Annotated in this window: 15 protein-coding genes; 4 read left to right on the top strand and 11 right to left on the bottom strand. The window is 68.8% G+C overall.

What is annotated here, in order from left to right:
• Nucleotides 1-58: 58 nt before the first annotated feature.
• The 7 genes from katG to SALPAC2_RS0103195 form a co-directional block, all read right to left on the bottom strand.
• Nucleotides 59-2,335, bottom strand: a complete 2,277-nt coding sequence (katG, locus tag SALPAC2_RS0103225; protein WP_018215195.1) for a catalase/peroxidase HPI — start codon at nucleotides 2,333-2,335, stop codon at nucleotides 59-61.
• The gene (locus SALPAC2_RS0103220; protein ID WP_018215194.1) at nucleotides 2,332-2,787 is read right to left on the bottom strand and encodes a Fur family transcriptional regulator; all 456 of its coding nucleotides are present in this window, start codon (nucleotides 2,785-2,787) and stop codon (nucleotides 2,332-2,334) included. Before SALPAC2_RS0103220 ends, katG begins: the two co-directional genes overlap by 4 nt.
• 239 nt (nucleotides 2,788-3,026) lie before the next feature.
• Entirely contained in the window at nucleotides 3,027-4,484 is a 1,458-nt protein-coding gene (locus SALPAC2_RS0103215) for a glycerophosphodiester phosphodiesterase family protein (protein ID WP_050563075.1), read from the bottom strand.
• A gap of 172 nt (nucleotides 4,485-4,656) precedes the next feature.
• Nucleotides 4,657-5,712, bottom strand: coding sequence for a questin oxidase family protein (locus SALPAC2_RS0103210; protein ID WP_018215192.1), 1,056 nt, complete (start codon nucleotides 5,710-5,712; stop codon nucleotides 4,657-4,659).
• Nucleotides 5,713-5,821: 109 nt separating this feature from the next.
• Complete coding sequence (locus SALPAC2_RS0103205; RefSeq protein WP_018215191.1) at nucleotides 5,822-6,223, bottom strand: VOC family protein; 402 nt, start codon at nucleotides 6,221-6,223, stop codon at nucleotides 5,822-5,824.
• 48 nt (nucleotides 6,224-6,271) lie between these two features.
• Complete coding sequence (locus SALPAC2_RS0103200) at nucleotides 6,272-7,051, bottom strand: hypothetical protein (protein ID WP_018215190.1); 780 nt, start codon at nucleotides 7,049-7,051, stop codon at nucleotides 6,272-6,274.
• Entirely contained in the window at nucleotides 7,048-7,548 is a 501-nt protein-coding gene (locus SALPAC2_RS0103195; protein ID WP_018215189.1) for a SigE family RNA polymerase sigma factor, read from the bottom strand. Before SALPAC2_RS0103195 ends, SALPAC2_RS0103200 begins: the two co-directional genes overlap by 4 nt.
• Nucleotides 7,549-8,108: 560 nt before the next feature.
• Here SALPAC2_RS0103195 and SALPAC2_RS0103190 point away from each other — a divergent pair.
• The gene (locus tag SALPAC2_RS0103190; protein WP_026184362.1) at nucleotides 8,109-8,963 is read left to right on the top strand and encodes a nitroreductase/quinone reductase family protein; all 855 of its coding nucleotides are present in this window, start codon (nucleotides 8,109-8,111) and stop codon (nucleotides 8,961-8,963) included.
• A gap of 11 nt (nucleotides 8,964-8,974) precedes the next feature.
• Here SALPAC2_RS0103190 and SALPAC2_RS0103185 read toward each other — a convergent pair whose 3' ends face one another.
• The 4 genes from SALPAC2_RS0103185 to SALPAC2_RS0103170 form a co-directional block, all read right to left on the bottom strand.
• On the bottom strand, nucleotides 8,975-9,265 hold the full coding sequence (locus SALPAC2_RS0103185) for a DUF2277 domain-containing protein (protein ID WP_018215187.1): 291 nt from the start codon (nucleotides 9,263-9,265) through the stop codon (nucleotides 8,975-8,977).
• Between the two features lie 54 nt (nucleotides 9,266-9,319).
• Nucleotides 9,320-9,733 carry a VOC family protein gene (locus tag SALPAC2_RS0103180; RefSeq protein ID WP_018215186.1) on the bottom strand — a complete coding sequence of 138 codons (414 nt, stop codon included), beginning with the start codon at nucleotides 9,731-9,733 and terminating at the stop codon, nucleotides 9,320-9,322.
• Between the two features lie 88 nt (nucleotides 9,734-9,821).
• The gene (locus SALPAC2_RS0103175; RefSeq protein ID WP_018215185.1) at nucleotides 9,822-10,298 is read right to left on the bottom strand and encodes an SRPBCC family protein; all 477 of its coding nucleotides are present in this window, start codon (nucleotides 10,296-10,298) and stop codon (nucleotides 9,822-9,824) included.
• The gene (locus tag SALPAC2_RS0103170; protein ID WP_018215184.1) at nucleotides 10,295-10,690 is read right to left on the bottom strand and encodes an ArsR/SmtB family transcription factor; all 396 of its coding nucleotides are present in this window, start codon (nucleotides 10,688-10,690) and stop codon (nucleotides 10,295-10,297) included. The genes SALPAC2_RS0103175 and SALPAC2_RS0103170 overlap by 4 nt, the downstream gene beginning before the upstream one ends.
• A 224-nt stretch (nucleotides 10,691-10,914) precedes the next feature.
• On the opposite strand from SALPAC2_RS0103170, the gene SALPAC2_RS0103165 reads away from it, so the two are divergent.
• The 3 genes from SALPAC2_RS0103165 (at nucleotide 10,915) to SALPAC2_RS0103155 (ending at nucleotide 13,695) form a co-directional block, all read left to right on the top strand.
• Nucleotides 10,915-11,634 (top strand): DNA alkylation repair protein, encoded by a 720-nt coding sequence (locus SALPAC2_RS0103165; protein ID WP_018215183.1) that lies wholly within the window; start codon nucleotides 10,915-10,917, stop codon nucleotides 11,632-11,634.
• A gap of 271 nt (nucleotides 11,635-11,905) precedes the next feature.
• Complete coding sequence (locus SALPAC2_RS0103160) at nucleotides 11,906-13,045, top strand: sensor histidine kinase (RefSeq protein ID WP_223874062.1); 1,140 nt, start codon at nucleotides 11,906-11,908, stop codon at nucleotides 13,043-13,045.
• A complete protein-coding gene (locus SALPAC2_RS0103155; RefSeq protein ID WP_018215181.1) occupies nucleotides 13,042-13,695 on the top strand; it encodes a response regulator transcription factor in 654 nt (217 codons plus the stop codon). The genes SALPAC2_RS0103160 and SALPAC2_RS0103155 overlap by 4 nt, the downstream gene beginning before the upstream one ends.
• The last annotated feature ends 93 nt before the right edge of the window (nucleotides 13,696-13,788 follow it).

Raw genomic sequence — 13,788 nt, 5'->3', positions numbered from 1 at the left:
GACAGCGACGAGCCCGGTCGACCCTCGTCGGGTCGACCGGGCTCGTCGTGGGGTTTGATCAGGCGAGGTCGAACCGGTCGAGCTCCATGACCTTGGTCCAGGCCGCGACGAAGTCCTGCACGAACTTCTCCCGCGCGTCCTCGCTGGCGTACACCTCGGCGAGGGCCCGCAGCTGCGAGTTGGAGCCGAAGATGAGGTCGACCGCGCTGGCGGTCCACTTCACCTTGTCGGTGGCGAGATCCCGAATCTCGTACCCGTGCTCAGCGGACTCCGACGCCTTCCACCGCGCGCCCGAGGCGAGCAGGTTGGTGAAGAAGTCGTTGGTGAGCACACCGGGACGGTCGGTGAGAACGCCCTGCCGGCCGCCGCCGACGTTGGCCTCGAGCGCCCGCAGGCCGCCGATGAGGACGGTCATCTCGGGTGCGGTCAGGTTAAGCAGGTAGGCGCGGTCAATGAGCAGCACCTCCGGCTGGGTCTTCTCACCGGGACGCAGGTAGTTGCGGAACCCGTCGGCCCGCGGCTCGAGCACCTGGAAGGACTCGACATCGGTCTGCTCCTGGGTGGCGTCGGTACGACCCGGCCGGAACGGCACGGTCACCTCGACACCGGCGTCCCGCGCCGCCTTCTCGACCGCGGCCGAGCCAGCCAGCACGATCAGGTCCGCGAGCGAGATCTTGGCGCCACCGGCGGCGTTGAACTCCCGCTGGATCTCCTCCAGCGCCGCCAGGACGGTGGCGAGCTGCTCGGGCTGGTTGACCTCCCAGCTGCGCTGCGGCTCGAGGCGGATCCGGGCACCGTTGGCGCCACCGCGCTTGTCGGTGTGGCGGAAGCTGGCCGCGGAGGACCACGCGGTGGAGACCAGCTGGGCGGTCGTCAGGCCGGACTCAAGCACCTTCGCCTTGAGGGCGGCGATGTCGGCCGCGCCGACGAGCTCGTGGTCAACGGCGGGTACCGGGTCCTGCCACAGCTGCGGCTGCGGCACCCACGGCCCGAGGAACCGGCTGACCGGGCCCATGTCGCGGTGCAGCAACTTGTACCAGGCCTTGGCGAAGGCCAGCGCGAACTCGTCCGGGTTCTCCAGGAAGCGACGCGAGATCCGCTCGTACGCCGGGTCGACGCGCAGCGACAGGTCGGTCGTGAGCATCGTCGGCTTGTGCTTCTTGGTCGAGTCGTACGCGTCGGGGATGATCGCCTCGGCGTCCTTGGCGACCCACTGCTTCGCGCCACCGGGGCTGGTGGTGAGTTCCCACTCGTAGCCGAACAGGATCTCGAAGAAGCGGTTACTCCACTGCGTCGGCCGGTCGGTCCAGGTCACCTCGAGGCCGCTGGAGATCGTGTCGGCGCCCACGCCGCTGGCGTGGCTGCTCATCCAACCCAGACCCTGCGCCTCCAGGGGGGCACCCTCGGGCTCGGGGCCCACGTGATCGTCGGCGACGCCGGCACCGTGGGTCTTGCCGAAGGTGTGGCCGCCGGCGATGAGGGCCACGGTCTCCTCGTCGTTCATCGCCATCCGGCGGAAGGTCTCCCGGATGAAGTACGCCGCCGAGGCCGGGTCCGCGTTGCCCCGCGGCCCCTCCGGGTTGACGTAGATCAGACCCATCTCGGTCGCCCCGACGCCTCCCGAGAGCTCCTGCGCGGAGACGTAGCGCTCGTCGCCGAGCCAGGTGTCCTCCGGGCCCCAGAAGATCTCCTCGGGCTCCCAGACATCCTCCCGGCCGAAACCGAACCCGAAGGTCTTGAAGCCCATCGACTCCAGGGCGACGTTGCCGGCGAGCACGAGCAGGTCGGCCCAGGAGATCTTCTGACCGTACTTCTGCTTGACCGGCCACAGCAGCCGCCGGGCCTTGTCCAGGTTGACGTTGTCCGGCCAGCTGTTCAGCGGCGCGAACCGCTGGCCGCCGTCACCGGCGCCACCGCGGCCGTCATGGATGCGGTAGGTGCCGGCGGCGTGCCAGCTCAGCCGGATCATCAGACCGCCGTAGTGGCCGAAGTCGGCCGGCCACCAGTCCTGCGAGGTGGTGAGCACCTCGGTGACGTCCCGCTTCAGAGCCTCGATGTCGAGCTTGGCGAACTCCTTGGCGTAGGAGAAGTCCTCGCCCAACGGGTTGACCTTCGCCGAGTTGGTGGAAAGCACCGACAGGTCAAGCTGGTTGGGCCACCAGTCCCGGTTGGTACGCGGACGGCCACCAGCGACCGCGGTGGGAGAGTCGATCGCCGGGCTCTCGCTCTCGCTGCCGTGCGCGGTGACGGAGTCGTGCGCGACCGGACAGCCGGCCGCCGCCTTCTGATCCACGCCCTGCGCGCTGACGGGGGCGTTGTCCTGAGTGTCGCTCATCTACTTCCCTTCACGTGGTGGAGCGCGGGAGTCGCGTCCGATTTCTTGCAGTTGGGGCAGGTGCCCCGGTAGATAACCTCCGCCTCATCCACCACGAAACCGTGGTCGTCGGAGGCGGTGAGGCAGGGAGCGCGGCCAACCGCGCAGTCGACATCGGCGATCGCTCCGCAGGACCGGCACACGACGTGGTGATGGTTGTCCCCCACCCGGGACTCATACCGAGCGGGGGCGCCGGTGGGTTGAATGCGTCGCACCAGGCCGGCGGTGGTGAGCGCGCGGAGCACGTCATACACCGTCTGATGCGACACGGTGGGATTATCTACCCGAACCAGGGCGATAACCTCATCTGTGTCGACGTGCGGATGGTCCCGCAGCGCGGCGAGCACCGCCATCCGAGGTCGGGTCACGCGCAACGAGACCGCCCGCAGCTGCGTCTCGAAGTCGGGCGTCACGCGACGACGATAACCAGTCTTCTGGAATGAATCAAGTTTTACGACGGGCGGGGTGCGGGTCGACCCGGCCGCCTTCGACAAGTCCGACCGGCCAGCGCAGGTCGAGAACCTCCTCGCCCAAAGACGGCGAGCGGCCACCCCTTGCGGAAGGGTGGCCGCTCGGAGCCATGCGACGGCTCGACGAAATCAGCGGTTCGGGGGCGCCAGGATCGTGGTCACCGCGGTCCCGTCGGTGCGACTCAGTGCTTGACCCGGTCGAACTGGAAGTAGTCGATGTTGAAGGTCTGCTCCACCGCGTCGTCCATCCGCACCTCGAACTCGTGCGTACCCTTCCGCAGGAAGTGGGTCTCCGCGATCGCCTGGGACTCCAGCGCGCGGTGTGAGGTCGTACCGGTCGCCTCCATCGGACCGAACACCGTCTTGTCATCGAAGGTGATGGTAAGGCGGCCCGCCGGGAAGTACGGCGACGACAAGCGCACGCTCGCCCGGTAGTTCCCCGACTTCGGCACCTCGACCGTGTACCTGACCCACTCGCCGCCGCGGATGTAACACATCACCAGCGCGCCGTTGCTGTCGCAGATGTCCACGCCCTCGTACTGGCGGCCCGCCGTGCCACCCTGGTTCTCGTCCTCTAGGTCGTGGTAGCCGATCCCCTTACCCGCCGGCGAGTACTCCTCGGCCTGCACCCGCACCGAACCCTTCGGCAACGACGGCCACTCCCCCTGACCACCGTGCTCCCGGTCCCGACTGGCCAGCCAGCTGACCAGGTGCTCCGGGTTGTCAGTCTGGATCATGTCCGCCTGGTGCCGGTCCACCACCGCACCCCAGCCCTGCGCCGGATCCCGCAACGACGACTCGTCGGTGTAGCCGGCGGCCTGGCCGTACCACAAGGTATTCATCCACACCCGGGCATGCGACTGGACCGCCGCCAATGCCGCCGGCTGCACCTGCGGATCGGTGAGTCGATCGAAGCCGATCTCGTACGCCTGCGGAGCACGACCGGTGAACGCACCGATCTCGTCCACATTGTCGTCGTTGATCTTGTGCATGTAGAGGATCTCGGGGTTGGAATCGAGAAACTCCTGCGCGTCCGCCAGCGTCGCCGGCCCCTTGAAGATGCCGTGATCGAGCGTGTCCGTCTCGACCAGGACGTCATACACCTCGTCCCGAATCTCCCACGCCTTGTCCAGGTTGACCAGAGCGCGGCCCTTCACCTGCGCCATCGCCTCGGCCAGGGTCGGCACCCGCTCGTCGGTCAACGGCGCCTGGTCGCCACCCAGGCCCACCTTCAACCGCAGCTGCTTCACCTCGGCCAGCGTCAACTCCGACACCGCACCGGTTCCGTCCGTGGTCCGGTCCACCGTGCTGTCATGCATCAACACCAGATGACCGTCAGCCGTACGCCGGACATCGATCTCCACCACGTGCGCGCCCGCCTTCACCGCGGACTTGATCGCCTCCAGGGAGAGCTCCGGTGCGGCACGCCAGTGCCCACGGTGCGCCGCCACCAGCACCTCCGCATCCGGACCGTGCCGCAGGAACTGCTCCCGCACCTGCGCGATGGTGTGCGCGGGCGCCGACTCGACAACCGAGGTCGGCGCGTCCGAGACCGTCGCCCCCGCCACCCGCGGCACCACACCAACCACCGCGCCCGCCGTCACCACGGCCAGCACCCCGCTCAACCACTTCGTACGCACGAGCAACTCCCGGTAGAGACCAGACTGATCAACGGCCTCGCGCCGCTCTCCGGCGCAGCCACCGCCCCAACCTGCCCAACCGACTCGTACGGCTCGCCAAGGCTTCGTGACACCTCGGGGTATCAGCGGTGAAACTTCGTCCCGCACAACCCGGGAACCGGGGCGCTCCGGTTCACCACGGCCCGATCTGTTCTGTCGCGCGTACCGCTGCGGCGAGCAGGGCGGCGTCACCGGTGCCGGCGTACGCGTCGAGCGCGGTATCAGCGAACTTGATGGCGTGCGGTTCGGCGGACTCCACCGCGAGCCGCATGACCTCGGCTGCATCCCGTTCGGCCCCGGGCAGCGGGCGGGGTTCTCCGATCGCCGGGGCGTACGCAGCGGTGACGGCCGCGGTGGCGGCCCAGCCGGCGGCGAGGCTGGCCGGCCAGATCTCCCGGGGCAGGGCGGGCAGGGTACGCAGGACCGCGTTCGGGGCGGTGGCGGCGTGCACCAGCATGACCGGCTTGGCGTAACCGTGGGTGCCGTGCCGGGTAACCGCCGCGTGCACGATGCCGGCCAGCCGGGCCGGCACGGCCTCCGGACCGTCGGCGACCTTCCCGCTGTCTGCTACTCGGCACGGCACCGCGCCGGCCACCGCCGACCAGCCGGGCAGGTCAGCCAGTTGAGCGAGCCGGGCCCGGATACCGAACCGCTGGTCGGGTACGCGGGGCACCGCGTCGAGCGCCGCGCGGGGATCGATGGCGGGGTACGGCCCGGCTCCGGGTGGCGCGAGGGGCTGCCAGCGGGCCGCCCAGTAGGCCAACCCTTGCCCGAGTTCACCGACCCGCGGGACGGTCTCCTCGTCCAGCAGGGCGCGAACAGCGTGGCCGACGCGGATCACGCCGTGGGTGGCGCCGGCCGCGATGCCGGGCAGTAGGCGGGGCCACCAGCGAGCAAGCACCTGCCGCCACGGCTCGTCGGCCAGCTCCCGGTCGAAGTAGTTGAGCCAATCACCGGTGCGTACGGGGTCACCGAGCGGGTCTCGCCACTCGTCGGCGGTGATCGGCTCGATTCCCCGTGGTCGCTCCTCCAGCCGGTCCCCGTACCCGTCCAGCCACCGGTGGACGACCGCGGCATGGCCGTGCCGGGCCAGCGCCTCAACGGCCATGGGCGCGTGGTTGGAGAGCCACCCATCCCGTTCCGGTCCGAAGCGCCGGATCCGTTGAAGTGCCTCGTCGAGTTGATCCATTCGGGAACGGTAGGAGTTGAAGTGAGGTTGAGGTCAACTGGCGGCGTGCACTGGGCACACTGGTCCGACCGAGCGCGACGGGCGAACTGGTCTCGCTGGGCGCGCTGGGTCAGCCCGCGTTCGACCAGGATCGGCTGGACAGGACCACCCGGTAGCCATCCGGGTCCTCAACAGTGACGCCCCAACGATCCCAGTAAGGCCCCTGGGAGACCACCCGACCGCCGGCCCGCTTCAGGCCATCGATCATCGCGTCATCGATCGGCTGGTCCAGGTAGAGCACCAGTAGGTCCTCGGCGGTGGGTGCCGGCCGCACCGTAAGGTCGGCGCCGCCGACCAGCTCCAGGTGCCAGTTCGCCTCCCGTCGCCCGAGGATCAACAGGTCGTGCTCCCCGGGCCCGTTCGCCGCGATCCGCTGCAGCAGGGCCAGGCCGAGACCCTGGACGTAGAACCGTTCCGCAGCCGCCAGATCCGTGCACGGGCGCGCGATCCGTACCGCCACCTCGTTGACCATGAACCCTCCGCTCTGTAATCAGCCGCGCTCCCGGCGAGCGACGACTCGTCACGGCGGGAAGATTCCGGCGGCCACCGCCCTCAGGTCCGCGACGGGCACCGCTCCATTCCCGCTGACGTCGATCACCGTACCGCTGGGCGTCGTGATCACCACCGCGTGGACGGTGACCTCGGAGCCGCCAGTTCTGGTGAGCTGGGCCTGACCAGCCGGAACCGGGAAGCTGTCAATCACCTCCGTGCCTTTGATGGCCCAGCCGACCAGCCACTCGGTGACCTGCGCCCGATCAACCTCCGCCGTCGTCCGTTCCGGGCGCAACACCGAAATCCAAAGCCAATTCGCCCCGTTGGGCCGCACATAGTTACGGTAAGTTGTCGTGGCGGTCGGATGGTCGGAGCCGGCGACCGCTCCGCCACCGGTCGGGGTGGGCACCCCGCTGTCGTTGTGCAGTTGGTTCTTCGACACGGCGTAGCTAACAGGTCCGAACTGCGCAACATAGGCCCGCAGCCCTTCCGGAACGGAGGTGACCCGATAGCCGTCCAGTGGCTGGTAGAGCGGGTACGCAACGAAGGTCGGCGGGGCGGCCACCGACGGACCTGTGGACGAGTTCGGAAGCGGAGCCGATTGGGTGATCCCGCTCAGGGAAACCGTGACAGTGACGGCGATGGCGGTGGCGGCTACCGCGCCGCCGGCCACACCCGCGCGCAGAATTCGACGTCGGCGTACGCCGTGATGCACCCGGGTGACGAAAGCGTCCGTGACCGGGAGCGCGAAGTCTTCTTTGTCTAGTTCGGCTAGCTCGTCGGCGAGATTCTCGGACACCGGATTCACCCTTCTGCTGACAACGTCGCGCGGAGGCGGGACAAGCCTCGGGAGAGTTGCGACCGCACCGTCGCGGGGGTGCAGTTCAGGAGGCGACCGATCTCGTCGTCCGACAGGTCAGCGACGTAACGTAAGGCGATCGCCGCCCGCTGCTTCGGTGGCAGGCTCGCGAGGATCCGCCGAACCGCGGCGGTCGACTCCACCGCGGCCAGCGCGGTGTCCTCGTAGCCGGTTTCCGGAATGGTGTCGGTCGGCGTCGGCCGGCGGCGTCGGCGTTCGTTGAGGAAGAGGTTGGTCATGGTGCGCTGGGCGTAGCCGACCGGATTTCCGTCCGCGCGCACCCGTGACCAGGCCAGCCCGACGCGGATCAGGGTCTCCTGGGCGAGATCCTCCGCGGCAGCTCGGTCCAGCGTCAGAACGTTGCCCAAGCGCAGCAGCCCGGCGGCACTCTGTCGCACGAACGCGTCGAACCCGGACCCGTCCGGCGGGAGTGCAGGCACCTTCACACTATGACTACCCCGCATCCCCCTGGAAATGTTGCATGGGCCCTGACTCGGGTGCCCCCCGGGCGCCTCACCTCGATCAGCGGCCTGACGTCGGGCCACCGCCCGCGGCCCGCTACCTCCGCGGCGAGTGGCCGCAGCGGTCACGTGGCCCACCGAGCCAATATGGCCGACCGACCCGGTGGTGCCGGTATTTCTGGACAGAGCTGGCAGCTTTGGGTGAGACCCAGATATTCACCTATGCTATCGTCGCGCTATGACTGCCGGGTCGGCTACACGCCAGAAGCGAATAGGGTTCCCGGCCGGGGCGTGACCGCCCGGCGGGGCCGAGCCCCACCCTCCGCGATCAGCTATTTTGCCAGCACAGCAACCGCACTTCTGCTTGCTGTCGCCTGCGCTTTTCTTTTCCCCATGTCTCGCCGCGCTACTTCCGCAAGCGCATCCGGCCGAGCCGGCGATTTGTGGTGCCCACACCGTTTCACTGGCCGAGCGCCATCGGCTCAGGCTGCGCTGGTAGCCGCTGACAAGAACGACACCCACCCCAAGGAATGGAGTACACCCTTTTGCCGTCCGACCACGCTACCCAGATCAAGGATTTCCACACCCCACAAGGACAGAGCTCGAAGACTCCCGAAGACCGGCGGCGCATTCTGCTCACCACCGCAAACCGAGAAACCGGGGCACCGCGTACCACCTGGGTGGAGTTCTTCCTCGGCGAAGACCGACGCATCCTGGTCGTCGCGCTGCCCGACGGCACTCGCACCAAGCCAGACTGGCACGACGACCTGCTCGCCGAGCCGCAGGTGACCCTGGAGAACGACGCCTTCACGATCGAGGCCCACGCGGTACTGCTCGAGGAGGGCGAACGGGACGCCGCGCTCGACCGGGCGGCGGAGCTGGACCCCGTACTGCGGCGGGAGCGTTCCCTCGCCCCGGAACCGCCACCGGTTGTGGCGCTGAACCCGCTGCGCGGCCGGCCGGTCGGGGCCACCTGGAGCAGCGGCCTGAAGCTGATTCACGACGCCTTCCGCCGCGAGTTGGCGATCATCCGCAGCGAGTTGGCACGGCCGGGGAGCCGCCTCGGTGCGCAGCTGCGCATCAACTGTCTCGCCCTCTGCGGCGGCCTCGGTCATCACCATCGCAGCGAGGACGACCAACTGCTCCCGGTGGTTGCCCAACACCATCCCGAGCTCGCCGATACGGTACGGCGGCTGCGGGAGGAACACGCGGCCATGGACGCGTTGCTCCAGCAACTGCAGCAGGTGGTCGGGTCAGCCGACGTGGACCGGGCGAGCGTGCGTACCGAGGTCGACCGGCTCACCGCCGCGGTCGAGGCGCATCTCGACTACGAGGAGGCGCAACTCCTACCGATCCTCGACCGGCTCTCCGCTGAACAGACAGGTGACGACTCGGCCTGACCGCGGTCAGGTCAGCCCCGCCCCGCTGCGCCGCGGTCCCCGTACCGCTCGGCGGCACGCGCCTTGGCCTTCGCGGCCTCCACTGCGCGGTCCCGGGGCGGTGCCTTGGTCACCAGGTCACCCAGGAGGGTCTGGGTGGCCGCGGTGACCGCCCGAACGGCTTCGTTGAACGCCTCCTCGTTGGCTGCGGATGGTCTGGTAGCGCCACTGACCTTGCGCACGTACTGGATTGCGGCGGCCTCGATCTCGTCGTCGGTGGCGGGCGGTTCAAAGTTGTGGAGCACGCGAATGTTGCGACACATGGCTCCACGATGCCAGGCCCGGGCCCCAACTTGAACCGCCCACGCCCCACCGCACTATCCGCGGGACGAGATCTGTTGCACTGTCCAGTGGTTGCCGTCCGGATCGTCGAAAACGATGAAGCCGACATTGTCCAGGCTGTCGCCGTCCCGGGCCGGGCGAAAGCCCTCCGGCCCGGCCACTCGGACCTCGCTGACCCCGACCCCCCGCTCCACCAGCTGCTGACGGGCCTTCCGCACGTCCGCGACCACGAACTGCACCCCCTTCAGCGAGCCCGGCTCCATCGAACTGATGCCCTTCCCGATGATGATCGAGCACCCGGAACCCGGTGGGGTCAGCTGCACCGGACCGAACTCGCTGTCGCCGCGAGAATCGAAATCCAGGTGGAAACCCAGCTTCTCGGTGAAGAATTCCTTGGCGCGGTCCACGTCCGCCACCGGCACCAGCACCACTTCCAGAGTCCAGTTCATTTCTCCCGCTCTCGCTCGCATTGCTCCTTGGGTGGCGGACATGCTCTCCGGCCGCCGACATATTCCTGGTGGCTCCCCCGGGCCCGGATCACCGCGACGCGAACACCTCGTCGAGCCGGTCGTAGCTCTCCCCCACTCCCCGCTCCATCGGCGTGGCCAGCACCAGGTCGCGCACCTCGGGCGACGAGTAGCGCAGCGTGGTCTGGAGCGTGGTCAACCCGGCGCGTTCGGAAAGGACGGCGGTGACGAGGGACTCGCCCGGCACCCACTGGTCGTCGTAGGACTCGGTGTAGACGAGCCGGTCCGGCGCCTGGACCTCGCGGTACACCCCGCCCTGGCCCATCTTCAGGCCATCCGGCCCCACCGAGACGAAGCGCCAGCTCCCACCGACCCGTAGCTCCACCTCGCATTCGACCAGGCGCCAACCGCGAGCACCGAACCACCGCCTGAGTAACTCGGGCTTGGTCAACGTGTCGAATACGAGGTGCCGTGGCGCGTTGAACACCCGGGTCAGGACGATGTCAGTCGGTGCCGGTGTGGTCACCCGCAGCGTCTTCGCCGTCATGTTCCCTGCCCCTCCCGGCCGCCGCTCGACTGGCGGGCATCGTCACCGGCTTGAAGTTCGTCGAGCAGTTCGTCCAAACGCCCGTACGCCTCCGCCCAGTAGCCGCGGTAGTTCTCCAGCCAGTCCACGACCAACCTGAGCTGGCGCCCCTCAAGGTGACACGGCCGACGCTGGGCGACCCGTCCGCGAGAAATCAGGCCCGCGCTCTCCAAGACCTTCAGATGCCGAGAGATCGCCGGTTGACTCACCGGGAACGGGGCGGCGATCTCCTTCACCGTCGCGTCGCCCTGCGCGAGCCGGGCGAGGATCGCTCGCCGGGTCGGGTCCGCCAGGGCCGCGAAGGTGGCGTCGAGACGCTCGGGCTCATCGAGTGCATAACTAGCTTGTTTCATAACGAGTTGGTTATATCGTTCGACTGTTGCCCTGTCAAGCCCGTCTCCGGCATGTCTTCGCAGGTGAAGGTCGCTCCGGCGAGGTGACGCGAGCTGACCGGCCGCCCGCCCTACGCGCCCGTTCTACCGGCGCGCGGCAGTCCGGCTCCCCGGGACACGCGTAGTCGAGCGGCGGTGGGCGGCGCAGGGGATCGGTACGATCGCCTCTCGATCGGAGGACCACGATGCCGGATGTCAGCGCCGAGAAATTCGTCGAGAAGTTGCAGACGTACCAGTCGGATGAGGAGCTCCGCAAGATCCAGCGCTACTTCAGGCATGCCGAGGGCGACACGTTCCTGGGCGTCCGAATGGGTCAGGTCTTCGCGCTGGCCAAAGAATTCATCGACCTGACGCCCGGCGAGATCGAACTGCTACTCGACAGCCCGATCCACGAGGTACGCGCCGGCGCGGTAAGCATCATGTCCAAGCAGGCCGCGCGGAAGAAAACCACCGACGCCCGCCGGGCGGAGCTGTACGACCTCTACCTGCGCCGGCATGACCGGATCGACAACTGGGACCTGGTCGACCTCGGTGCCGCGAACGTGGTGGGGGCACACCTGGTCGACAAGCCCCGCGACGTGCTGTACGAGTTGGCCCGCTCGAACGACCCGTGGCAGCGACGCACCGCGATCGTCAGCACCATGGCGTTCGTACGCGCCGGCGACCTCGACGACACGTTTCGGATCGCCGAGCTGTTCGTCGCTGATCCACATGATTTGATCCACAAGGCCACCGGCTGGCTGCTGCGCAGCGCCGGGGACCAGGACCGGGCACGACTGCTCGACCTCCTCGACCGGCACGCGGCCACCATGCCCCGGACGCTGCTGCGCGCCGCCATCGAACACCTCGACCAGGAGCAGCGGACCTACTACCTGGGCCGGAAGAAAGCCACGCAGGGAGCCTAGGCTCGACGCCAGGGTGCGACGACGCACTGTTTCGGTGCTCGGCAACTGAGTTGGCGGCCTGCCCCAAGGCGAACCGCCACTGCAGCGCGAAACGCGATTGGGCCATCTCATGGGATTTCTGGGGCATCAGCTGACGCCACAGAAAGAAAGGGGCGGTCGGGGCGTCACCCTACTTTCGGCCGGTTTGCGACGACAGCTTTCCGGCCTAGCCTTGGCCGTCATGACCCCGTCGGCCACAGCTGCCAAGGCCCCCGTCCGTACCCTGGAATTCGTGCGCATCGGGGTCAGCACCAGCACCGCGATGGTCGATACGGGGCTGGCTGCCCTCTTCCTGACGGCCGCCGTGGTCGAGGCCATCGCGATCGCGCAGAGCTGGGGCCTGACGTACTGGCTGCTCGGCGGAGCCGCCGCCACGATCGTCTGTGTGCTGGCGCTGGCCCGGCGCCGGAGCCGGGCCGGGTTCGCCGCGGCCGGCCTGGTCATCGCGGCCGGCTCCGTCCTCACGTCGGGCGTGCTGCACCTGCCTGCCGAGCCCGGGCCGGCCATGGCGCTCGGCCTGGCCGTCCTGACGGGATCGGCGGTGCGGTCCGAAACCACCGCACGGGCCGCGGCAGTAGCGGGCGGCGGGCTCGCCGTGGTCATCTGCAGCCAGATCGCGGCCGGGCCGTGGGGCGCCGGCCCGGCCCCGGTGACCTGGCTGAACATTCTCATCTGGATAGCCGGTACCGGCACCGGCGTGGCGTTGCGCCTGACCGACAGCCGGGCCCGGTCGAACTCCGCGCGGATCCGCGCGGAGGAGCGCCTGGAACTGGCCCGTGAGCTGCACGACATGGTCGCCCACCACATAACCGGCATGGTCCTGCAGACCCAGGCCACCCAGTTGCTGGCCCGGCGGGGGTCGGAGCGGGTGCCAGAGCGGCTGGCGGTCATCGAGGCAGCGGGGGCCGAGGCCCTCACCGCCATGCGCCGGGTGGTGGGCCTGCTGCGCGACACCGAGGACGGCCCACCGGTCGAGTCCGAGCCGGAGGAGCTGAGCGTGCTGGTCGAACGGTTCGGGCGGCAGCGCGGGCCGGTACGGTTGCACACCCCGGCGAACCTGGCCGAGTGGCCGCCCGCGGTCACCACCACCGTCTATCGGATCGTCCGGGAATCGCTGACCAACATCTCGAAGCACGCCCCGCCGAGCGCGGCGGTCTCGGTGGCCGTCGAACAGACCGACGAGATCACCGTGATGATCGACAACGACGGACCCACGAGCCCGACCCGCCGCATGCCCCGCGGCGGGTACGGTCTGGTCGGCATGCGTGAGCGAGTGGAAGGCCTCGGCGGCACGTTGCAGGCCGGACCGCGTCCCAGTGGCGGCTGGTCGGTGAAGGCCACCCTGCCCTATAGCCCGAGGGAGCAACGATGACGATCCGCGTGCTGATCGCGGACGACCAGGCCTTGATCCGTAGCGGTCTGCGTCTGATCCTGGAGGACCAGCCGGACCTCGAGGTGATCGCCGAGGCGGTCGACGGCGTCGACGCCGTCGACCAGGCCCGTAAGCTGCGGCCGGACGTGTGCTTGGTGGACATCCGGATGCCACGGATCGACGGCATCGAGGTGACCCGTTCGCTGGCCGGACCGGGCGTGGTCAACCCGCTCCGAGTCATCGTGGTCACTACCTTCGACATGGATGAATACGTCTACGGCGCCCTGCGCGGCGGGGCGGTCGGGTTCATCCTGAAGGACGCCGGGCCGACGCTGCTGGTCGAGGCAGTCCGAGCCGCGCACAACGGCGATGCGATGGTCTCCCCGTCGATCACCCTGCGCCTACTGAACCACCTGAACGCCACGGCGCCGCCGCCGGGAACCCGCGAGATCCCGCTCTCGGACCGTGAGCTGGAGGTCGTCCGGGCCATCGCTCTGGGACGCACCAACCAGCAGATCGCCGCGGAACTCTTCATCTCGCTGAGCACGGTGAAGAGCCACAATTCCACGATCCAGTCCAAGCTCGGCGTCGGCAATCGGGTCGGCATCGCCGCTTGGGCTTGGGAGAACCGGCTGGTCGAAGGCAGCTGACCGGCGCTGTCCAACCGGGTTCCTTCCGCGGTCGAACGGGGCAACCGGCACGCGTCCGGCGGACGTCGTTGTCCGCCGGACGTTCCGTGTCGA

Source organism: Salinispora vitiensis, assembly GCF_000378825.1.
GTDB lineage: Bacteria > Actinomycetota > Actinomycetes > Mycobacteriales > Micromonosporaceae > Micromonospora > Micromonospora vitiensis.
The sequence above is the reverse complement of the archived record's forward strand: the minus strand, read 5'-3'. Positions and strand labels throughout refer to the sequence as shown.

Coding starts and splice junctions, on each gene's coding strand:
- katG (WP_018215195.1), bottom strand. CDS start 2,335: ATGAGCGACACTCAGGACAACGCCCCCGTCAGCGCGCAGGGCGTGGAT.
- SALPAC2_RS0103210 (WP_018215192.1), bottom strand. CDS start 5,712: ATGGATCAACTCGACGAGGCACTTCAACGGATCCGGCGCTTCGGACCG.
- SALPAC2_RS0103205 (WP_018215191.1), bottom strand. CDS start 6,223: ATGGTCAACGAGGTGGCGGTACGGATCGCGCGCCCGTGCACGGATCTG.
- SALPAC2_RS0103185 (WP_018215187.1), bottom strand. CDS start 9,265: ATGTGTCGCAACATTCGCGTGCTCCACAACTTTGAACCGCCCGCCACC.
- SALPAC2_RS0103180 (WP_018215186.1), bottom strand. CDS start 9,733: ATGAACTGGACTCTGGAAGTGGTGCTGGTGCCGGTGGCGGACGTGGAC.
- SALPAC2_RS0103175 (WP_018215185.1), bottom strand. CDS start 10,298: ATGACGGCGAAGACGCTGCGGGTGACCACACCGGCACCGACTGACATC.
- SALPAC2_RS0103170 (WP_018215184.1), bottom strand. CDS start 10,690: ATGAAACAAGCTAGTTATGCACTCGATGAGCCCGAGCGTCTCGACGCC.
- SALPAC2_RS0103165 (WP_018215183.1), top strand. CDS start 10,915: ATGCCGGATGTCAGCGCCGAGAAATTCGTCGAGAAGTTGCAGACGTAC.
- SALPAC2_RS0103155 (WP_018215181.1), top strand. CDS start 13,042: ATGACGATCCGCGTGCTGATCGCGGACGACCAGGCCTTGATCCGTAGC.